The organism is Pseudomonas sp. E45-MNA-CIBAN-0222 (genome assembly GCF_040310405.1).
Lineage (GTDB): Bacteria > Pseudomonadota > Gammaproteobacteria > Pseudomonadales > Pseudomonadaceae > Stutzerimonas > Stutzerimonas stutzeri_AC.
Genome location: NZ_JBEOPU010000021.1, coordinates 1 through 19,990 on the forward strand (window position 1 = coordinate 1; position 19,990 = coordinate 19,990).

General features: G+C 61.3%; 17 protein-coding genes. 5 read left to right on the forward strand and 12 right to left on the reverse strand.

Annotated elements, in window-relative coordinates:
* Window positions 1–136: 136 nt before the first annotated feature.
* The gene (gene pdxB / locus AAEZ08_RS21185) at window positions 137–1,282 is read right to left on the reverse strand and encodes a 4-phosphoerythronate dehydrogenase PdxB (protein ID WP_500125092.1); all 1,146 of its coding nucleotides are present in this window, start codon (window positions 1,280–1,282) and stop codon (window positions 137–139) included.
* 121 nt (window positions 1,283–1,403) lie between these two features.
* Between pdxB and AAEZ08_RS21190 the strand changes: the two genes are divergently transcribed.
* On the forward strand, window positions 1,404–2,798 hold the full coding sequence (locus AAEZ08_RS21190; RefSeq protein WP_500125093.1) for an MATE family efflux transporter: 1,395 nt from the start codon (window positions 1,404–1,406) through the stop codon (window positions 2,796–2,798).
* 28 nt (window positions 2,799–2,826) lie between these two features.
* On the opposite strand, the gene AAEZ08_RS21195 is transcribed toward AAEZ08_RS21190, so the two are convergent.
* The 5 genes from AAEZ08_RS21195 to AAEZ08_RS21215 all read right to left on the reverse strand — a co-directional run bounded on the left by AAEZ08_RS21195 (window position 2,827) and on the right by AAEZ08_RS21215 (window position 8,959).
* Complete coding sequence (locus AAEZ08_RS21195) at window positions 2,827–3,930, reverse strand: cyclic nucleotide-binding domain-containing protein (RefSeq protein WP_003285338.1); 1,104 nt, start codon at window positions 3,928–3,930, stop codon at window positions 2,827–2,829.
* A gap of 19 nt (window positions 3,931–3,949) precedes the next feature.
* The gene (locus AAEZ08_RS21200) at window positions 3,950–4,900 is read right to left on the reverse strand and encodes a 1-aminocyclopropane-1-carboxylate deaminase/D-cysteine desulfhydrase (protein WP_500125094.1); all 951 of its coding nucleotides are present in this window, start codon (window positions 4,898–4,900) and stop codon (window positions 3,950–3,952) included.
* Window positions 4,901–4,905: 5 nt separating this feature from the next.
* Window positions 4,906–6,264 carry a chromosome partitioning protein ParA gene (locus AAEZ08_RS21205; protein WP_427701792.1) on the reverse strand — a complete coding sequence of 453 codons (1,359 nt, stop codon included), beginning with the start codon at window positions 6,262–6,264 and terminating at the stop codon, window positions 4,906–4,908.
* Between the two features lie 199 nt (window positions 6,265–6,463).
* Window positions 6,464–6,886 (reverse strand): nuclear transport factor 2 family protein, encoded by a 423-nt coding sequence (locus AAEZ08_RS21210; RefSeq protein ID WP_102819797.1) that lies wholly within the window; start codon window positions 6,884–6,886, stop codon window positions 6,464–6,466.
* Window positions 6,887–6,928: 42 nt separating this feature from the next.
* Complete coding sequence (locus AAEZ08_RS21215) at window positions 6,929–8,959, reverse strand: NADPH-dependent 2,4-dienoyl-CoA reductase (RefSeq protein ID WP_058065920.1); 2,031 nt, start codon at window positions 8,957–8,959, stop codon at window positions 6,929–6,931.
* Window positions 8,960–9,145: 186 nt separating this feature from the next.
* Between AAEZ08_RS21215 and AAEZ08_RS21220 the strand changes: the two genes are divergently transcribed.
* Window positions 9,146–10,159, forward strand: a complete 1,014-nt coding sequence (locus AAEZ08_RS21220) for a carbon-nitrogen hydrolase family protein (protein ID WP_500125095.1) — start codon at window positions 9,146–9,148, stop codon at window positions 10,157–10,159.
* The gene (locus AAEZ08_RS21225; RefSeq protein WP_102819799.1) at window positions 10,156–11,193 is read left to right on the forward strand and encodes an AraC family transcriptional regulator; all 1,038 of its coding nucleotides are present in this window, start codon (window positions 10,156–10,158) and stop codon (window positions 11,191–11,193) included. Before AAEZ08_RS21220 ends, AAEZ08_RS21225 begins: the two co-directional genes overlap by 4 nt.
* A gap of 298 nt (window positions 11,194–11,491) precedes the next feature.
* On the opposite strand, the gene AAEZ08_RS21230 is transcribed toward AAEZ08_RS21225, so the two are convergent.
* The 3 genes from AAEZ08_RS21230 to AAEZ08_RS21240 are packed head-to-tail and all read right to left on the reverse strand — an operon-like array spanning window position 11,492 to window position 14,109.
* Window positions 11,492–11,659 (reverse strand): DUF2474 domain-containing protein, encoded by a 168-nt coding sequence (locus tag AAEZ08_RS21230; protein ID WP_003285331.1) that lies wholly within the window; start codon window positions 11,657–11,659, stop codon window positions 11,492–11,494.
* Complete coding sequence (cydB, locus tag AAEZ08_RS21235; protein ID WP_003285330.1) at window positions 11,659–12,666, reverse strand: cytochrome d ubiquinol oxidase subunit II; 1,008 nt, start codon at window positions 12,664–12,666, stop codon at window positions 11,659–11,661. Before cydB ends, AAEZ08_RS21230 begins: the two co-directional genes overlap by 1 nt.
* A gap of 3 nt (window positions 12,667–12,669) precedes the next feature.
* Entirely contained in the window at window positions 12,670–14,109 is a 1,440-nt protein-coding gene (locus tag AAEZ08_RS21240; protein ID WP_003285329.1) for a cytochrome ubiquinol oxidase subunit I, read from the reverse strand.
* A 201-nt stretch (window positions 14,110–14,310) separates the two neighbouring features.
* On the opposite strand from AAEZ08_RS21240, the gene AAEZ08_RS21245 reads away from it, so the two are divergent.
* Window positions 14,311–15,354 carry a M4 family metallopeptidase gene (locus tag AAEZ08_RS21245; protein WP_102819800.1) on the forward strand — a complete coding sequence of 348 codons (1,044 nt, stop codon included), beginning with the start codon at window positions 14,311–14,313 and terminating at the stop codon, window positions 15,352–15,354.
* Window positions 15,355–15,363: 9 nt separating this feature from the next.
* Complete coding sequence (locus tag AAEZ08_RS21250) at window positions 15,364–15,693, forward strand: protealysin inhibitor emfourin (protein WP_058065916.1); 330 nt, start codon at window positions 15,364–15,366, stop codon at window positions 15,691–15,693.
* A gap of 11 nt (window positions 15,694–15,704) precedes the next feature.
* Here AAEZ08_RS21250 and AAEZ08_RS21255 read toward each other — a convergent pair whose 3' ends face one another.
* From AAEZ08_RS21255 to wrbA, 3 genes are all read right to left on the reverse strand, one after another.
* On the reverse strand, window positions 15,705–17,840 hold the full coding sequence (locus tag AAEZ08_RS21255; RefSeq protein WP_003285325.1) for a putative bifunctional diguanylate cyclase/phosphodiesterase: 2,136 nt from the start codon (window positions 17,838–17,840) through the stop codon (window positions 15,705–15,707).
* A 287-nt stretch (window positions 17,841–18,127) separates the two neighbouring features.
* Window positions 18,128–19,354, reverse strand: coding sequence for an MFS transporter (locus tag AAEZ08_RS21260; protein ID WP_482693292.1), 1,227 nt, complete (start codon window positions 19,352–19,354; stop codon window positions 18,128–18,130).
* Complete coding sequence (gene wrbA / locus AAEZ08_RS21265) at window positions 19,351–19,977, reverse strand: NAD(P)H:quinone oxidoreductase (protein WP_482693294.1); 627 nt, start codon at window positions 19,975–19,977, stop codon at window positions 19,351–19,353. The genes AAEZ08_RS21260 and wrbA overlap by 4 nt, the downstream gene beginning before the upstream one ends.
* Between the last annotated feature and the right edge of the window lie 13 nt (window positions 19,978–19,990).

The following is a 19,990-nucleotide window of genomic DNA, read 5'->3' on the forward strand; positions in this document are numbered from 1 at the left end:
CCCCTGATAGCAAAGGGTTTGGAGCCATGGTGCAGTAAACCAAACCAAGCACGACACGTACACACGTGTCGCACAGGACGGGTAATGCTAGCGGAGCAGGATGGAAATTGCATCCGAGCTGCGCTCGAACTGCCGGCTAGCCTAGCAATCGGGCGCCGAGCGCTTCGACTATCGTATCCAGCGCAGCATTTGTACCGGTAAGTCTCACTCCTAGGCCGTCGATTTCGCGACGGGCCGGATACCGCTTGCGCAGCAAATCGAACCCAGCCCGCCGCCGGGCCTCGTCGCCAACGAGACTGCGACGGAAGTCCGCATCATCGCGGCGCGGGTCGTAAACCGCGCGACACAACGTCGCCAGCATGTCAGCCGGCTCTGTGCAGGACGCGAAAGTCAGCTCGGTCAAAGCTGCGCCTGGCATCAATTGCGCCAGCTCAACCGCCGGCTCCAGGCCGCGCACTGCGCAAAATGCGGCGTAGATCTGCGCTGTACCACGCAGTTTGCCATCCAGGCTGTACCCGGCAATGTGCGGCGTAGCGATACGGCACAAACCAGCAAGCTCGACGTCGACTTGTGGCTCGCCCTCCCAGACATCCAGTACCGCGTCGATATCCGGGCGCTGCAGCAGCACATCGCGCAGCGCCACGTTATCCACCACGGCACCTCGACTGGCGTTGATCAGCCAGGCACCGGGCCGCAGATTGGACAGTCGCTCTTGATCGAACAAGTGAAACGTAGGCCAGTCGCCGCCCATGTTCAGCGGGGTGTGCAGACTGACCACATCGCACTCCGCGAGCACTTCGTCCAGAGAAACGAAGCCGCCTGCCTCCCGGGCCTGCCTTGGGGGGTCGCAGACGCGTACATCCCAGCCAAGGCCGCGCATCACCTCGACCAGCCGCCCACCCACTTCGCCAGCGCCGACAACACCATAACTGCGCTGAGCCAAGGTATCGCCCCGTAGTTCAGCCAGCGCGAGCAGGCTACCCAGCACATAGTCGACAACCCCCCGTGCATTGCACCCTGGCGCACTGGCCCAATCGATGCCTGCCTGTTCGAGGTAATCCAGATCCAGATGGTCGGTGCCGATTGTGCAGGTACCGACGAATTTAACTGCGGTGCCGTCCAGTAGCTCGCGATCCACCCGCGTCACCGACCGCACCAACAGCAGGTCGACATTCTCCAGTGCCGCGCGATTGATGCTGCGGCCAGGCATGCGCCGTATCTCGCCAAGCCCGGCAAAGAACTCATCGACCAGCGGAATGTTTTCATCGGCGAGGATATGCATGTCACGGCTCCGGTGAGGGGAAGCACATTCTAGACGGCTTGCCACTGCTTTGCCGCCTTCCTGAGCGCTCCTGCGGGGCGTAGACTAGCGCGCTTCTTGTATACAACCGGAACGCCTCGTAATGCCCACTGAGCTCAGACTCAGACGGGTCCGCCTTGAATTGCGCACCCTCTTTGCCCTCGCCCTACCCATGATGATCGCCCAACTGGCCAGCACAGCCATGGGTTTCGTCGATACCGTGATGGCCGGGCGCGTCAGCCCACATGACCTGGCCGCGGTCGCGCTTGGCAACTCGATCTGGGTGCCGGTCTACCTGCTCGTCAGCGGCATCACCCTGGCGACCACGCCAAACGTTGCACAACGCTTTGGTGCTGGCAATCACAGCGAAATCGACCCATTGGTTCGTCAGGCGTTGTGGATGGGCGCGGGCATCGGCGTGGCTAGCGCGTTGCTGATGTGGAATGCAGAGCCCGTGTTGCATTTGATGCGTGTGGAGCCGGCCCTGATCGAGCCGACCATGGCTTATTTGCGCGCCGTCGCATGTGGCTTCCCGGCCGTTGCGTTATATCAGGTGCTGCGTTGCTTCAGCGACGGCCTTGGCCACCCACGGCCGAGCATGGTGATTGGCATCCTCGGATTGCTGCTGAACATCCCACTGAACTATGTGTTCATCTACGGCAAGCTCGGTGTGCCGCCAATGGGCGGCGTAGGCTGCGGCGTGTCCACGGCACTGGTGATGCTGTTCATGCTGATGGCGATGAGCGTCTGGGTGAGGCGCGCGCCGGCCTATCAGGCTAGCCAGCTGTTTTCCCAATTCGAGTGGCCACGCTGGCCGATGCTTCGTCATCTGCTTTCGGTCGGCGTGCCAATCGGGGTCGCAGTGTTCGCCGAGGCAAGCATCTTTTCCGTGATCGCACTGCTGATCGGCGGCCTTGGGGCAACGATCGTGGCCGGTCACCAGATTGCGCTGAACTTCACCTCGCTGATCTTCATGATTCCGCTATCGCTGGGCATGGCGGTGACCGTGCGCATTGGACAGGAACTCGGACGCGATGCCCCACGAGACGCCCGCTTCGTGGCCGGGGTGGGCATCGCCGCAGCGCTGGTGTATGCCTGCTTTTCCGCCAGCGTCATGCTGCTGTTCAGCGAACAGATAGCAAGGATATACACGCCCGACCCGGCGGTGATCGCCGTTGCTGCCGGACTGTTTTTCTACGCAGCATTGTTTCAATTCTCAGACGTGGTGCAGGTCACCGCGGCCGGCGCGCTACGCGGCTATCAGGACACTCGCATGACGATGGTCTACACCCTGTTCGCCTATTGGGGCATCGGCCTGCCAGTAGGGTATCTGCTGGGTCTGACCGACCACCTCGGCGCAGCAAGTGGCCCGAGCGGCCTCTGGCAAGGGCTGATTGCGGGCTTGAGTTGCGCGGCCTTGCTGCTCAGCGTACGCCTGGCCCGTAGTGCCCGCCGCGAGATTCGTCGACAAACGGTGCTGCGCAGAGCGATCGTCTAACAGGATACGGAGGTTGACTGGCCGCCGATCATAGACTGCGCTCGATCCTGCCGTCTGACCGAGCCAGATAACCTGTGCCGCACTCCCAAAGCAGCGCTGCCCGGTCCTCTGCGCTAAGCGCATCGAGCCCGCCCTGCAGTGCGAAGGCGGTAAAGCCGAGTTGAGTCAGCAAAAATACCGCGTTTGCGCTGCGCTTACCGCTTTCGCAATAGCAGAGGTATGGGCGCTGAGGGTCCAGCAGGCGTGTCTTCAAACGCAGTAAATGCAGAGGCATGTGCAGCGCCTGCATTGCGTGACCCCGCTCGTAATCATCGAGCAGACGCACGTCCAGCCACTGGGCGCCGCAACCGAGTAAATCAGCGACGTTGTCCAGATCGACCTCACCCACCACCGGCGCCTTGAGCAATTCCAGAAAGTCTGCTCGGGAGAGGCGCAGCACGCGACCATCTTCGATCATCGCGACGCTGGCGTTACGCGGGCGTTCCTCGAGCAGCGCCTCCTCACCAAAACAGGCGCTAGGCGCCAGTTCCGCCAGCATCTGGTGACCACTACCGGCAGCCTTAAGCACCTGCGCGCGGCCGCTCTTGAGGAAGTAGCAACAGTCGCCGGCCTCCCCTTCGCGCAGCAGGACTTGCCCAGCGGACACCTCGATCTCCACGAGCCGGCTTAGCATGCTGCGAATGTTCGCCGGTGGAACCTGGGCGAACAGTGGGTTCTCCAGCAGCCGCTCAAGCCACTCCCCGTCCTCACCATCCATCGACAGCTGCAGCAGTACATCCTGCAGGGCCTGGCGCCAGGACAGAAGCCGCTCCAGCTCAGCACTGTCAACCGTCAATAGCTGACAATGCTCCAGGGCTCGCGCCTCTCGTAGCAGACTCGGTGCAAGGCTGTGCAGGGCCGTCGGCGTGCCGGCTACGAGCTGCGCCTGCTGTCCGTCGCCATAGGTCAACAGCAGGCTGCCGGATATCAGGTAGTGGCGTCTTGAACTTTGCTCGCCTGCCGATTCGAGCAGCTGGCCTGCTACTAGCGCTACGGGCACTATTCGCACGCGGAGCTCCCACAACTGACGGGGCGACAGTGCATTGAGCGGCACCAGATTGCGCAGCTGATCGGGGTGCAGCGGTTTGTTCATCCGAGAAAATCCAAAACGTCTATCCGTCAATCAGCTTCTGCAGCTGGCCCTGAGCAGCGCGGCGCCCTTGCAACCCACCGGTGTGGACGAATATCAGCCGCGTGCCAGCGGCAAAATAACCGCGGCCGACATAAAGGCGCAATGCCATCATGGTCTTTGCAGTGTATATCGGATCGAGCGGTACGCCACACTCGCGCTCGGTATTCAGTATGAACTCAGCCAATTCCTTGTCGAAGCGGCCAAATCCGCCGCGACTGGCGTCCAGCAGTTCATAGCCGCTGTTGACCATGCCGGCTTGTTCAAGCAAGCCGGCCACACCGGAGTTCACTGCATGTGAGGATGGTCCCGCCAACGCACCAAACACCGGGTGCTGGCCGGCCTCGCCGATGACCAACCCAGCCAAAGTCGTCCCGGTTCCGGCTGCCAGCCAAAGCGCGTCATAGTCCCTCCAGCCCACTGAATCCAGTGCAGGCCGCATTCTTGGAACAAGCTCGGCGCACCCCAAGGCGCCGGGCAAGCTGCCACCACCTTCCGGGATACAGTGGAACCCCGGATACTGGGCCCGCCATCGCTCCCAGAAAGTCGGCAGGTTTCGGTCCCGATAACCGCCATAGCCTAGCCAGTGGAGCTGCATACCCCAGCAGCGTAGATCCGTGACCGTCGGAGTGCTCTGCTCGTGACCGCGCAGTAACCCAACCGTAGCGAAGCCGAAGCGGTGGCCGGCAGCTGCTAACGCGTGTAGGTGATTGGAGTGAGGGCCGCCTAGACTGATCAGCCCCGGAGCGCCGGCGTCCTGTGCCGCTTCCAGGTGTTTCACCAGCTTGAACCACTTGTTGCCGGATAGCTCGCGGTCCAGCAGATCGGGCCGTAGCACCGCGACCTCGACCCCGCTCTGCTGCAGCCAGTCCAACGACAGAGGCTGCAGGATTAGCGGAGCTTCGAAGCCGAGGTCAGGTTGAATGGAGGCCAAACCGCTTAGCTGCCGGTGCGCTGCCGGTCTTCCTTGCGGTGCCTAGCGCAGCAGTTGGATTCACCTATCACGAAGCGACTCGGCGCATCGACTTTGTCCAGAGGCATCGCGCAACGCTCACCGCTGGAAAGCAATGCGACGCAGGCTGGCTTCTGATAATGCTCCAGCCACTGTCGGTATTGCTCCTCGGAGACGAAGCATTTGGCAGCGGCATAAGCGAGAGGATTGGCGCGGTAACGGGCAAGGTCCTGCAATGCGATGGTTAGATGCCCGGCACCAGGGTGGTAGGCCATGAACACAACGCCCTGACGAGACAATTCCTCCAGCACCCGATCGCCGCTGTGGCGCAGCGTTTCGCACTCGGACTTGAGTCGCTGAATTTCCTCCTCCAGCTGAGCGTCCAACTCGTTGCGATAAGCGAGTTCCACATCGCGGATCGCCACTTGCTCCTTGTACTCTGCGACTGCCGCGGCGATGCGGGCTTGAGCCTCGTGTTCGAATTGCTCACGAGCCGCGCCTATCTCGACCCGTCCGCTCACTTCCAAGGTACGTAGCTGCTTACTCATCTCTTCGCGGGCCTTCTGGAAGCTCTCGCCTTGGGAGGTCATCTGCGCATGCAGATTCGCGTTGATCTCTGTCTGCTGCTGCAACTGTTGCTGAAGCGCGCGGATTTCCTCCTGCAGTGCCTTGCGCTCCTTTTCCACGGAAGCCGACAGTTTCAACGCATCTTCTTCGCGCAGGCGCTCTAGGTTGGCGATGCGCTGACGCTGTTGCTTGATCAGCAGCGCGGCCTTCTGCCGTTGCTCCCGCTCATGGGCGTCGGACCGTTTGACCGCCGCATCCTTATTGGCATCAGCGGCATACCAGGCGTCTTCGGCAACCATCTGCAGCCGCTCAGCAGGCACGGCCACCGGAGCGTCCTCTTCTACCAGCAAGCCGAGCTGGTTGCGCTTTATGGTCTCACGCAGCACGACCAGATCATTGCGCTCTGGGCCGACCTTGGGGTCCCACATGTGCATCTGGTGCCAGGACACCGGACACTGGCTGCGGCAGGCCAGGCGAATCGGCCCAGCGCCCATGTCCGGCCCACGGCCAGTGCGCTCGGCCAATTGGCGCAATGGTATGTTCCAACCGGAGTCGGCGGAGCCGTCGTCATTGAAGTCGAGACAGAAAAATACCGCGGCACGCACCTGTAGCCGCGGATTGATCATCACGTACACAGCATGCATTTGGCGGTCGGCGAATTCGGGCAGCGCGACGACGCCGTCCAGCACCGCTTCAAATTCCGGAAACAGCATTTCCTTGCAGATGGCGCCTTCATTGAAGAACAGTACGGCTTCAACCATCTGCGGTTTGTTCTGCATGCTCGACTTCCTTTATTGCCCGCGGCAGCGAGCCAGCATTTATCCGAAGCGATACGGCCATCCAATGCCGCCGCCCCGATAGTGCCGCAAGTTTAGGGGAAATGTTCAAGCAGGCAATGTGACTGGGTTGGCAGCCAGTCCCGAGATCAGGCGACACGCAATACGGCGCCCTGCGGATTTTGCGATGGACTTTGCTAAATCACCCAGCAGTGAATGCCGCCAGGCGGCGCTTCATCTCGTCACCTAGCGCCTGCAAACCACTCATTGGTCGAATCATGACCTCAAATTCCACGATCTTGCCTGCCTCATCGAAACGAATCATGTCGATACCCTTGAGCTCGCGTTCTCCCACGCGTGCGCTGAACTCCAGAACCACGTCCGAGCCCTGGGCACTCGCCAGTTCACGGTGGTAGCGGAAATCCTCGAAAACCTTGAGCACGGTATTGAGGATCAAATTGACCGCTGCCGCACCTTCATACGGCTTGTGGGCCATCGGTGAGCGAAACACCGCCTGCGGATGCAGCAGTGCCGGCAGCCGGCTCAGGTCTCGCTCAGCGATCATTCGATGCCAGGCCTGCAGGCTGGCAGCGGCGCCAGCCTTCAACACGAGTTCACCATTCATACGCCAAGGCTCCGTTGAGATGCGCGGCACATAACCGGACTGCTATAGCGCCGCGGCCAAGCGGCAGCCCTGATTAATGGCACGCTTGGCATCGAGTTCGGCTGCCACATCGGCGCCGCCGATCAGGTGCACCCGTGCACCGGCGGCTTCGAGGCCCTCCTGCAACTCACGCAACGGCTCCTGACCGGCACAGAGAATTACCGTATCTACCGGCAATACCTGCGGCTCACCTTCACCAACGCGGATGTGCAGCCCCGCATCGTCGACTTGCAGGTACTCCACGGAGTTGAGCATCTGCACGTGCTTGTTCTTCAGTCCGGTACGGTGGATCCAGCCAGTGGTCTTGCCCAAGCCGTTACCCACCTTGGACTTCTTGCGCTGCAGCAGATAGACCTGGCGCTTGGGCGCATGCGGTGCGGGTTGAATGCCGGCGATGCCACCGCGCACCGACACATTCAGGTCGATACCCCATTCTTTCCAGAAGGCTTCACGATCCAGACTGGTGGATAGGCCATCGTGAGTAATGTACTCAGACACGTCGAAACCGATGCCGCCCGCCCCGATCACCGCGACGCGCTGGCCGACCGGCTTGCGCTCAAGGATCGCATCCAGATAGCCGATGACCTTCGGGTGCTCGATGCCAGGAATGGCCGGTACCCGCGGCGCGATCCCGGTCGCCAGGATGATGTCATCGAAGCCACCGGCCAGCAGCGTTTCCACCGTCGCGCGGGTGTTCAGGCAGACCTCGACACCGGTTTCTTTGAGGCGGTTCTGGAAGTAACGCAGGGTTTCGTAGAACTCCTCCTTGCCTGGCACTCGCTTGGCAACGTTGAATTGCCCGCCGATTTCAGCGGACGAATCGAACAGCGTCACCTCATGACCGCGCTCGGCCGCGATGGTCGCAGCGGCCAGACCCGCCGGCCCGGCACCGACGACGGCGATCTTTTTCACCGCGGTGGTAGGAATGTAGTTCAGCTCGGTTTCGTAGCAGGCGCGCGGATTGACCAGGCAGGTGGTCAGCTTGCCGCTGAAGGTGTGGTCCAGGCAGGCCTGGTTGCAGCCGATGCAGGTGTTGATGCGCTCGCTGTGACCGGCGGCGGCCTTGTTGACGAATTCCGGATCGGCGAGGAACGGCCGCGCCATGGAGACCATGTCCGCATCACCCTCGGCCAGCACCTGCTCGGCGACCTCCGGGGTATTAATCCGGTTGGTGGTGATCAGCGGGATGCTGACCTCGCCGCGCAGCTTGGCGGTGACCTTGGTGAATGCAGCGCGTGGCACTTTGGTCGCGATGGTCGGAATCCGCGCCTCATGCCAACCGATGCCGGTATTGATCAGCGTGGCGCCCGCCTGTTCGATCGCCTTGGCCAGCTGAACCACCTCCTCCCAGACACTACCGCCTTCGATGAGGTCGAGCATCGACAGGCGATAGATGATGATGAAATCGCTACCCACCGCTTCACGCACGCGACGCACGATCTCCAGCGGCAGACGCATGCGATTCTCGTAGCTGCCGCCCCAACGATCGGTGCGGTGGTTGGTGTGCGCCACGAGGAACTGATTGATGAAATAACCTTCCGAGCCCATGATCTCGACGCCGTCATAACCTGCCTGCTGGGCGAGACTCGCGCAGTTGACGAAGTCGCGGATCTGTTTCTCGATACCTTCCTCATCCAGCTCGCGCGGAGTGAACGGGTTGATCGGCGCCTGGATCGCGCTCGGTGCGACCAGCTGCGGGCTGTAGGCGTAACGGCCGGCATGCAGGATCTGCATGCAGATCTTGCCACCGGCCTCATGCACCGCCTGAGTGACGACCTTATGTTCCTCGGCTTCTTCAGCTGTGGAGAGCTTGGCTGCCCCGGCACGCACCGAGCCTTCCTCGTTGGGGCCTACCCCGCCAGTGACAATCAGCCCTACGCCACCGCGAGCACGCTCGGCGAAGAATGCCGCCATCCGCTCGAAACCGTTGGGCATCTCCTCCAAACCCGTGTGCATGGAGCCCATCAAAGTGCGGTTGCGCAGAGTGGTGAAACCCAGATCGAGCGGAGCGAGCAGTTTCGGAAAAGCGGTCATCGGAACGTCCTCATCATTTCGAATGCCGAGCCTCTTGGGGCCACGGTCGGTATGCAGCGACGATAAACAGAGCAACCCCCGCACTCAATGATCGAAAGTGACAACTTTTTGATCCTTCAGCGCAAAAAACTTGGCAACTCGAATCACTTTACCTAGGCTGAGGCTCTTTATAGCCGCCCTATCCTCATGCGCATCTCACTAAATATCGTCTTGCTGCTTGTACTCGCCGGGGTTTCTTTCGCCGTGTACCTCGACTGGACCGGCGACCGCCGGAGCGGCCCGCTGCTGTCTGATCTGCGCACTCTGCCTATCGAAAGCCAAGGGCAAGCCGGTACTGCGGGTAACCTGCTGGGAATCGAAACGCGACTCCAGCCAGCTGACTATCAGAGTCGCGAGCGACTACGTCTGAAGTTCCAGACTTACCTCCGGCAGGCTGAAGAAGCCGGGATGCTCAGTGAACGAACCATCGTGGTGCTGCCAGAACATGTCGGCACAGGGCTGTTTGCCCTGGGTGAGAAGCCAGAAGTACAGCAGGCCCGAACCCTACGTGATGCAATGCAATGGATGGCGCTGAGCAACCCTGGCAGCTACCTTCGCGCGTTGACCGGGAACCAGGGCGACGACCGCCGTACGGGAGCCGTGCTGCGCCTCAAAGCGCAGCAGATGGCCGAGGAATACCAAACGATCTTTGGCGGGTTGGCCAAGGAATTTGGCGTTACGCTGGTGGCGGGCTCGATCGTATTACCGGAACCGTATCTGGAGAATGCCCACCTTAGGATTGGTGACGGTCCACTCAGACAGGTTAGCCTGACCTTCGACGCACATGGCAGAGCACTCGGCGCCTTGCAGTACAAACAGAAGCTGAGCCGCTACGAGCGGCGCTATAGCGTTGCGCCGATCCCAGAGCCACAACGGCTTATCGAAACGCCAGCGGGCTCACTGGCAGTGCTCCTTGGTTGCGATGCCTATCTACAGCGACCACCGCCAGAGGCAAAGTTGCTGGCTATCCCCGGTGCGTTGGCGGATCCACAATCGAACTGCGGCAGTACGCTTACCAATACGCTCGCAGAACGACCGCACATGGCCGTACGCACCCTGGCCATGCCGTGGAATCTGCTGGGCTCACCACGTCGCCCTGCCCCGCCTGACCATGGTGTCCCGGTGCAGATACGCAATCTCTGGCTCGACGCGTCCCGATGAGTGCGCAACGGGTGCGGCTGGGTGACCTTTCAGTCGGCTTTCTGCACAGCCTAAGCGAAGCGCTGCAGCTATATGGTCAGGACCCCCAGCCCTTGTTGCAGGCATACGGTCTGGACACCGAGCGACTCGCCGAGCCGCACGCCCGCCTTTCCATCCCGCGATATATGCGCTTGGGCCATGCCGCGATCCAGCTCGCAGGCGACCCTGCTTTGGGACTCGAGATGGGGCGCCTACGCAAACCCGGACATCTGGGTCTAGCCGGGCTGACCGCTTCTCAGGCTCCGACCGTACGCGATGCGGCACGCGCGTTGATTCGCTACGAAGCGCTGTACGCATCCAACTATCGGGGCAGCTCAAGCTTCCACGAAGATGCATCAGGAGCCTGGCTGCGCTTCTACTCCATCAGCCCGTACAACGCCTACAATCGATTTGTCGTCGATACCGTGCTCGCCAGTTGGATAGCCCAGTTGGCGCGGCTCAGTGGCCAGCCGTTGGTACCCATGGCGGTACACATAGAGTTCGAAGCGCCGGATTACGCACCGCGCTACGACGCACTGTTCGGTCGTCCTGTGAGCTTCGCCGCACAGGCGAATCAGTTGCAGCTGGATCAAGCCACTCTTGCGCTGCGTAATCCCGACCACTGCCCCGGTACTTGGCGGCACCTGCTAGAGCTTTGCGAGGCCGAACTGGAAAAGCGCACTCGCACCCGTAGCCTGCGCGAGCGAGTCGCGCAGATACTAGGGCCGTTACTCAAAGGCCAGGAGCCGGACCTGCAGCAGATCGCAGCTCGCCTGCAAATGCCGGCATGGACGCTGCGACGCAAGCTCGCCGACGAAGGCAGCAGCTACCGCGCAATCCTGAATGACACCCGCCGTGATTTGGCAATGGCCTATATACGCGACACCGAATCGGCCTTCGGCGAGATCGCCTGGCTACTCGGCTTCTCCTCGGCAGAAGCGTTCCAACGTGCTTTCAAACGCTGGAGCGGGCAAACGCCCGGTGACTACAGACGCGTCCAACGCCGCGGCGGTTGACACACAGCAGAAGCGACTTCAACTAGAGCTCTACGGCGTCCTCGGCGCAATCCGGATAGTCCTGCTCTGCGGCATGCCATTCCAGTAGTTCGTCCTGGTAATCGTCCATAGGAGGGTTCCTTCTCAAGCGTCAATTGGCTTTTTCATTTTCAGAGCAATCAAGGTTCGTGCCAGAGATGCTACAGCCTACGAATGAAGGAATCGTGACGCAGATCACGCCTATCGGGCGCCCAACCGGGCGGAAGAACGCCCTGAAAAGGTGCAGCGCTGAATAGCGAGCCCAGCAAGCGCTCATTACTCAAGGAGCAGAAAGACCCGCCGCATTCATGGCCTGACGCAATAGCCAGGCTATTACTGCAAGAGCCAGGACGCTGCCGCTCCAAATCAGCACCAGCCAGCTCATGCGTTGCCACAGCGGCTTTTGCTCACGCCGCTCAGGCACCTTTTTTTCACCTTGACTGGCCATCAGTGGTAACCATCCTCAGCGCTGACCTTGCCGCGAAATACGTAATAGCTCCACGCCGTATACATCAGGATCAGCGGCAGGATCAGCAGCGCACCGACCAGGGTGAAGCCCTGGCTTTGCGGTGGCGCAGCGGCGTCCCAGATTGTCACCGACGGAGGAATGATATTCGGCCACAGACTTATACCCAGCCCGCTGTAGCCGAGGAAGATCAGCGCCAGCGTCAACAGGAAGGGCGTGTAATTGGCATAGCGTTGGATCGATCGCAGCAGCCCGAAGGTGCAGAGCAACACCAGCACCGGCACCGGCATGAAGTACAGCAGGTTAGGCATGCTGAACCAGCGCTCGGCGATGTCTGGATGAGTCAACGGGGTCCACACACTTACGATCCCGGTCACCACCAATACAGCCCATACCAACGGGATGCCGATATCGTGCATACGCCGCTGCAGATCACCACCCGTGCGCATCATCAGCCAGGTGCAACCAAGCAGCGCGTAGGCGACGATCAGCGCCAGGCCACAGAACAACGAGAAGGGGGTCAGCCAGTCCAGCGCACCGCCTGCGTAGGCCCTGCCCTCTACCGGCAACCCGCTGATGAACGCGCCGAGCACCACGCCCTGAAAAAACGTCGCCACCAACGATCCGCCGATGAACGCCTTATCCCAGACGTGCTGCCGCTCACGAACGACCTTGAAGCGGAACTCGAATGCTACGCCACGGAAGATCAGCCCCATCAACATGAAGATGATCGGCAGGTAGAGCGCCGACAACACCACCGAGTAGGCCAGCGGAAAGGCCGCGAACAGTCCAGCCCCGCCGAGCACCAGCCAGGTTTCGTTACCGTCCCAGACCGGCGCCACGGTGTTCATCATGACGTCGCGCTCGGAACTGTCCTGAACGAACGGAAAGAGGATGCCGACACCGAGATCGAAGCCGTCCATCACTACGTACATCATGATGCCGAAGATGATGATCACCGCCCAGATCAGTGAAAGATCGATACCCATGGCTCAGTTCCTCTCGCCCAGTTGATCGCTTTGCCCTTCGGGAAGGGCCTCGTCCGCCGCAGATATCGGCCGCATCGGCGTCCGCGACTCTCCCGGGCCACCCGCGCCCTTCTCACGCCCCTCACTGATCACAGGGCCCTTCTTCACCAGGCGCAGGACGTACACCATGCCCACGCCGAACACGGCGAAGTAGACGACCACAAACATCGCCAGGGTGAGCCCCAGCTGGCCGGCGCCGTGATTGGATACGGCGTCGGCGGTGCGCATCAGGCCGTAGATCACCCATGGCTGGCGACCGATCTCGGTGGTATACCAGCCAGCCAGAATCGCGATCAGGCCAGAAGGCCCCATCCACAAGACCAATCGCAGAAAGGGCCGCGAGCTGTATAGCCGTTCGCCTCGACGCAGCATCAGACTCCAGATGCCTGTCAGGATCATCAGCAGGCCTAGTGCGACCATGATGCGGAACGTCCAGAACACAATGGTCGAGTTCGGCCGGTCTTCTGGCGGGAAATCCTTCAGCGCCGGAATCGGCTCGGTCAGGCTGTGCTTGAGGATAAGGCTGCCAAGGTACGGAATCTCGACCTTGTAGCGGGTCACTTCCGCTTCCATGTCAGGCCAGCCGAACAACAGCAGTGGTGTAGGGCCACCCTCGGAATTGTCCCAGTGCCCCTCCATCGCCGCGATCTTCGCAGGCTGGTATTCCAGTGTATTCAAGCCATGAAAATCGCCGATAACCGCCTGCACTGGGGCCACGAGCAGGGCCATCCACATGGCCATCGATAGCATTTTGCGAATCGCCGGAGTGTCCTTACCGCGTAGCAGATGCCAGGCTGCCGAAGCGCCGACGAAGAAGGCCGTGGCAAGGAAAGCAGCCACCGCCATATGCGCCAAGCGATAGGGAAAGGATGGGTTGAAGATGATCGCGAACCAGTCCACGGGCACCACGATGCCATCGATGATCTCGTGGCCCTGCGGCGTGTGCATCCAGCTGTTGGACGCCAGGATCCAGAACGTCGAGATCAGCGTGCCGACCGCAACCATGAGCGTGGAAAAGAAGTGCAGCCGCTCACCAACGCGGTTCCAGCCAAACAGCATCACACCTAGAAAGCCGGCTTCCAGGAAGAAGGCGGTTAGCACCTCGTACGCAAGCAGCGGCCCCGTCACGCTGCCGGCGAACTCGGAGAATGCGCTCCAGTTGGTGCCGAACTGATAGGCCATGACGATACCGGAGACCACCCCCATGCCGAAGTTGACCGCGAAGATCTTCAGCCAGAAATGATAGAGGTCGCGATAGACCTCCTCGCGGGTCTTCAGCCATAGCCCTTCGAGCACCGCGAGAAAGCTGGCAAGCCCGATGGTGATCGCAGGAAAGATGATGTGAAACGTGATGGTGAAAGCGAACTGGATTCGCGCAAGTTCAAGTGCTTCCAATCCGAACATTGGTGAACTCCTCGTGAGATAACCCCCGCTCAGCGCCATGACAGCAGATGCGAGGTGCAGCACAAGTGACAGCAGATCGCGCCAAGGGTGCGCCGTAATCGCCGCGCCAGATCGTCGCGCAGTCCTTTGATGGGCGGTCGACCTGGCAACTCGACTCAGGTCTATGCTGATCAGTGCCCCGCCAAATCAGGAGTACCGTCGGTGCCCATCCACGCCTTCATCCCGCCGTACATACTCGACCGCATCATCGACCACGGCTCGCCCTACCAGCGTGAACGCGCCTTGGGCACGCTGGATCATCTGCACAGCCTGCTGCCCAATCCCGGCCCTCCACACCCCACGGTGATCGCCGCATTTGGCGAACAACGTACGCCCGGTCATCCGCAGCGACTCATCCACGATGCTGAGCAACGCATGCAGTTACCCGGCACCCCGCGCCGTCGTGAGGGGCAACCTCCCACGGGCGATCCGGCGGTGGACGAGGCCTACGATGGACTCGGCGCAACCTATGAGTTCTTTTGGCAGGTGTTCCAACGCGACTCGATTGACGATCTGGGCATGCCGCTGATCGGCACTGTGCACTACGGCCAAGGCTATGAAAACGCATTCTGGAATGGCGAGCAGATGGTTTTTGGTGATGGCGATGGCGAGCTGTTCCAGCGCTTCACGCGATCGCTCGATGTGGTCGCACACGAGCTCGCACACGGGCTGATCGAGAGCGAAGCAGGTTTGGTCTACTTCAACCAGTCGGGAGCGTTGAACGAGTCCGTATCAGACGTTTTTGGCGTACTGACCAAGCAGTACGCCCTGCGCCAGAGCGCCGCAGAGGCGGACTGGTTGATCGGTGCCGAGTTGCTCACTGACAAGGTGCAGGGTGTGGCGCTGCGCTCCATGGCCAATCCAGGTAGTGCCTATGACGACCCGTTGCTCGGCCGCGACCCGCAACCGGCGCACATGCGCGACTTCATCGAAACCCGTGAGGACAATGGCGGCGTGCACCTAAACTCGGGTATTCCTAACCGGGCGTTCTACCTCACTGCTACGGCCCTCGGTGGTTACGCCTGGGACCAAGCAGGACGCATCTGGTACAACACCATTTGTGACCCACAGCTACCGAACGACGCGGATTTCACTACGTTCGCCGAAGCGACGCTGGCCCACGCGACGCAGCTGTCTGGTCGCCAGTCGCCGCAGGTTCAGGCGCTATATGAAGCATGGACGTCGGTGGGCGTCGCACTACGCTGAGGAGGCACGATGAAAATGCCAGCACTGGGGCCGGAAACATCACTCCGCGTCTCGCGCCAAGGGGGATTTGCCGCAGCCCCAGGTCTAGCGCGCGCCAGGCAGATCGAGTTCGTCGACTGCGACGACGCGCAGCGGCGCGAGCTTTGCTCGGTAGTCGAACGCTGCCTGCCAATTGCCAGCAAGAATGTCGGTGGCGGCGACCAGCGCTTCTTCAGGGTTGAGTTGCACTATCGCCGCGAGGACGCCGATGCCGAAATGATCCTGCAAATAGCCGAAGAACGCGCTCCGCGAGAGCTGGTGCAACTCTGGCAGGATGGTGCCATCCCTACCGAGCGCTGACGATAGAACAGCTACAAGCGGACGACCCCTCCCGCGGCCAGCAATGCGGCGACCTGCACAGCGGGCATTGGCCGCGACAACAGGTACCCTTGAAATTCGTCGCAGCCATTACGGCGAAGAAATTCGAATTGAGCGAGGTTTTCCACGCCCTCCGCCACCACTGTCTTGTGCAGGCTCTTGCCTAGCGATATGGCAGCACGGGCGATCATCGCCACCTCCTCCTCTTGCTCGAGCCCGGTGACCAACGAACGATCGATCTTGATGATGTCCAGCGGAAATCGTCGCAGATAGCTGAGCGCCGAGTAGCCGGTACCGAAGTCATCCATCGCCAGTCGGAAGCCGCGCGATTTGAACTCGGCGAGAATCGAGACCGCCCGAGTGTCATCGCCGAGAAACACCGTTTCGGTGATTTCCAGTTCGACCTGTGTCGGTGGCATACCTACCTCATCCATTACCGCCGCAATTCGCTCGACGATGTCACCGCCAAGAAACAGCAAGGGCGACAGGTTCACAGCTACCAGCAGTGGCGTGGCGCGCCCCTCGTTCCACTGTCGCGCATCACTGACAGCTCGGCGCAGGATAGCCAGCGTCAGCGGCATGATCAGCCCGCTTTCCTCGGCCACCGGAATGAAGCGATCCGGCCCGATCACGCCAAGCTCGGCGTGCGTCCAACGCGCCAGCGCTTCGAACCCGACGATGCGGCGCGATGCATCTACCTTTGGCTGGTAATGCACCGCAAACTCGTCACGTTCCAATGCGATACGCATCGCCGCTTCAAGGTTCAGACGTTCGTCGGCAACCCGATTGAGGTCTTGGGTAAAAAACTGAAAGTTGTTACGCCCCCGCCTCTTGGCTGCGTACATCGCGATATCGGCATGCTTTAGCAGAGTCTGAGCATCCTCACCGTCGGCAGGAAACATTGCCACGCCAAGGCTCGCACCAACCTGAAACTCACGTCCGGCAAGCGTTACGGGACGGCTAATCTCGTTCAACACCCGCTCCAATAACGAAATCACCGTGCTGACGCGGTAGTGATCGCTAAGCACCAGTACGAACTCATCACCACCCACCCGAGCGACGGTGTCGGAGCTTCGCAGACTCCCGGCAAGGCGCGCGGCAATGTTCTTTAGCAACTCGTCGCCGACAACATGGCCAAGCCCATCATTGATGAACTTGAAGTTGTCCAGATCAATGAACACCAAGGTCAGGTAATAGCCAAGACGCGCCGCGCGCGCCAGGCCTTGTTCGATACGGTCATTGAGCAGAATGCGATTGGGCAGGCCAGTCAGCAGGTCGTGATTGGCCTGCCGCTCGAGCTGCTGTTGGTAGTGTTTGCGCTCGGAGATGTCCTGCACTGTTCCTTCGTAGCAGATGAACTCGCCGCTGGAACCGCGCACCACATGCGCGTTCTCGGAAATCCAGATGCGTGTGCCGTCGCGTCGATAGACCTCGGACTCAAAGTTGAGCACCTCGCCCTGCAGCTCCATCAACTGGCAAAACGCCTCGCGACGACCGCCCTGGACATACAACCGGCGCTCTATGTCGGCCAAGTCAGCCACTAGCTCGGACGCACTGTCATAACCGTAGATTCGTGCGAGCGCAGGGTTGGCGGCCAGATAATGGCCATCGCGAGTCGATTGGAAAATACCTTCTGAAGCGTTCTCGAAGATGCTGCGGTAGCGCAGTTCAGCCTGTTCCAGCGCTTCTAGCACAGCCTTCTGGGCGGTGATGTCCTCGATGAAGCCCTCCACCACGATCTCGCCCTGCTCGTCCGGCACCGCGACGCCCCGCTCGATCACCCATTTGAGGTTACCCGCAGCCGTGCGGATCCGGTAATGCACGGTGAATCGGCCCATTCCGGCGACAGCAGTATCGATGCAGCGACGGACGCGAAGCCGGTCATCCGGGTGGGTGATCCAGTCCCATGAAATGCCGTTGTCGTCGACCAGATCCGCAGCACTGTAGCCGCACAAGCCCTGCGAGCCCTGGCTGACGAATATCATCGTCCAGGGTGCGTCGTTGCGGCAGCGGTAGGCCATTCCTTCGAGGTTGTTCACCAACGTGTCGAGCACGCGCGAGCGGTCCAGCACTTCACAGGTAAGCAGGCTGCTCCGGCGATTGTTTCTGGCAGGGGTTTCGTGAGTCATTGGTTTGGACTTGGCGTGATGATCCTGCAATCACCCCAGAGCCGCGAAAATGTTGAGGCTGTCGCCCGGAGTGAGCAGAAAGGCAGTAAAAACCAATGCTCAGCAAGAAACGCTCCATGGATAGCACATGGCCACTGATCGAGCCCTCGCCCTGCCTCCAGCCCGGAACGGCGCACCATAATGTGACGCACCGGTCACAACCGAGCCCCATTTCAGGGCGCCAGATCGCTTCATCCCGTTCTGCCATGGTGCCAGCTATCCAAGGACGGCTCGCCACGCATATCGGATCAGTACTGCACGTCGCCGTTTCTGGCACGCCCAGGGCTGCCGTCCTTCCCCGGTTCGCGCTGCAGTGCTGCAGGCAAAAGGAGCGCAGTCACCCCGGCGGCCAACGCCGCAAGCAGTACAACCGGGCCGGCGGCGTTCCAACCGAAAGCCGCGGTCAAGCCGCCGACCAGCACCGGGCCCAGCAGTTGCCCAAGATTGCTGCCCTGCATCATCAGGCCAACCGCAATTGGAACGAGGAAGGTCTTCCGCGCTGCCAACGGTGCGGATGCCAGCAGCGTGGCCGGGATCAACCCACCCACGGCTGAAAACAGCAGGCACAGCAGGAAGGTCGCCTGCGGTTCGAACCAGCCCAGGAATATGCCTAGTCCGGCCGCACCCATGACGCCGCTGGCAAACAGGATCAGCGAACCACGACCGGCCCCGCGTGTGAGCAGATAGCCAGCAGCAAGGTTGCCGCTGACATTGACCACACTGGCCAGCGCGCTCAACAGCCCCGCACTCCGATATGAGATATCCATGCGCTCCATCAGCAGAACCGGCAGAAAGCTGAACAGGGCAAAAAACATCAGGCTGTACAGCGCGAAACCAAACGCCAGCAAAACGCTGGCTCGGGAGAACAGCACGCGCCGAATATGTCCCAGTAGCCGTCCGGGCATGCCGGACGAAACGCCAACGGGTATGCAGCAGCCCACCGCCACCGCGGCGATTACCGCCAACGCCGAACCCGACCACCACAACCCCTGCCATGTCTGGAACAGCGGCCCGCCGATCATGGCCAGTGCCATCCCGCTCGGCATGAAGCAACTCCACAGCGAGAAGGCGCTGTCGCGCGCAGCGCCGGTCGTCAATCGTTCCAGAATCGCCGGCCCGGCGACAATGATGAGCAGGAATCCGAGCCCTTCCAGCAGCCGGGAAATCAGCAGCAGTGCGAATGACGGTGCGGCGGCGCCCGCGACGCCGGCAACCGCGATTACCACGAGCCCCAGCAGCAGGGCCCGCCGATCTCCGACTGCTGCCACCACCGCACCGACCGCCGCTCCCCCGAGCAAGCCGAGCACCGCGAATATGCCGGTCAGCCAGCCGGCCCCGGCGAGATCGACCCCAAGGTCCGCCTGTAGCAACGGTGTGGCAATGGCAGCCTTACCCAAGTGCAGAGCCGCCACGACTCCGCAGCCGAGCACGACCCAGACGACCAGCCTCGCGCGGGGCTGCCGGACGGCATTCATTCAGGCACCCCGACCGGATTGGCGGCGAGTGCGGCGGCCACGCGAGCGACGTGCCAGCCCTGGTAACGAGCGCCCTGCAGTTCATTTTCGCTCGGCTGGCGGTCACCGCCGCTGCCGTCATCGGCCAGCGTCGAGGCGCCATAGGGCGTGCCACCGGTTATGGCATCCATCCGCAGCTGCCCCTTGAAGCTGTACGGCAGCCCGACCACCACCATCCCCAGATGAAGCAGTACGGTGTGCGTCGCCAGAATCGTGCTCTCCTGGCCCCCATGCTGGCTGCCGGTCGAAGTGAAAACGCTGCCCACCTTGCCGACCAGCCGGTCCTCGGCCCATAGCCCGCCACATCGATCGAGGAAGTTCTTCATCTGCGCGGCCATGTTGCCGAAACGCGTCGGCGTGCCGATCACGATGGCGTCGTAGTTCGGCAGTTCCGCCACGGTCGCCGTATCCGCGGGCTGGACCATCTTGTACCCCGCGTTCCGCGCGACCTCTTGCGGAACGAGTTCGGGCACCCGTTTGACGTCTGCCAACGCGCCCGCTTCGCGTGCGCCCTCGGCGACGGCATCGGCAAGTGCTTCGACATGCCCATAGGATGAGTAATAGAGCACCAGTACGTTCGTCATTGCTGCAGTCCTC

What these genes read in the sequence shown, in the direction of transcription:
- cydB (WP_003285330.1), bottom strand. Translation starts at nt 12,666, where the DNA reads ATGGGTATCGATCTTTCACTGATCTGGGCGGTGATCATCATCTTCGGC.
- AAEZ08_RS21210 (WP_102819797.1), bottom strand. Translation starts at nt 6,886, where the DNA reads ATGAATGGTGAACTCGTGTTGAAGGCTGGCGCCGCTGCCAGCCTGCAG.
- pdxB (WP_500125092.1), bottom strand. Translation starts at nt 1,282, where the DNA reads ATGCATATCCTCGCCGATGAAAACATTCCGCTGGTCGATGAGTTCTTT.
- AAEZ08_RS21230 (WP_003285331.1), bottom strand. Translation starts at nt 11,659, where the DNA reads ATGGCCAGTCAAGGTGAAAAAAAGGTGCCTGAGCGGCGTGAGCAAAAG.
- AAEZ08_RS21215 (WP_058065920.1), bottom strand. Translation starts at nt 8,959, where the DNA reads ATGACCGCTTTTCCGAAACTGCTCGCTCCGCTCGATCTGGGTTTCACC.
- AAEZ08_RS21195 (WP_003285338.1), bottom strand. Translation starts at nt 3,930, where the DNA reads ATGAACAAACCGCTGCACCCCGATCAGCTGCGCAATCTGGTGCCGCTC.
- AAEZ08_RS21225 (WP_102819799.1), top strand. Translation starts at nt 10,156, where the DNA reads ATGAGTGCGCAACGGGTGCGGCTGGGTGACCTTTCAGTCGGCTTTCTG.
- AAEZ08_RS21190 (WP_500125093.1), top strand. Translation starts at nt 1,404, where the DNA reads ATGCCCACTGAGCTCAGACTCAGACGGGTCCGCCTTGAATTGCGCACC.
- AAEZ08_RS21240 (WP_003285329.1), bottom strand. Translation starts at nt 14,109, where the DNA reads ATGTTCGGATTGGAAGCACTTGAACTTGCGCGAATCCAGTTCGCTTTC.
- AAEZ08_RS21260 (WP_482693292.1), bottom strand. Translation starts at nt 19,354, where the DNA reads ATGAATGCCGTCCGGCAGCCCCGCGCGAGGCTGGTCGTCTGGGTCGTG.
- AAEZ08_RS21250 (WP_058065916.1), top strand. Translation starts at nt 15,364, where the DNA reads ATGAAAATGCCAGCACTGGGGCCGGAAACATCACTCCGCGTCTCGCGC.
- AAEZ08_RS21255 (WP_003285325.1), bottom strand. Translation starts at nt 17,840, where the DNA reads ATGACTCACGAAACCCCTGCCAGAAACAATCGCCGGAGCAGCCTGCTT.
- wrbA (WP_482693294.1), bottom strand. Translation starts at nt 19,977, where the DNA reads ATGACGAACGTACTGGTGCTCTATTACTCATCCTATGGGCATGTCGAA.
- AAEZ08_RS21205 (WP_427701792.1), bottom strand. Translation starts at nt 6,264, where the DNA reads ATGCAGAACAAACCGCAGATGGTTGAAGCCGTACTGTTCTTCAATGAA.
- AAEZ08_RS21220 (WP_500125095.1), top strand. Translation starts at nt 9,146, where the DNA reads ATGCGCATCTCACTAAATATCGTCTTGCTGCTTGTACTCGCCGGGGTT.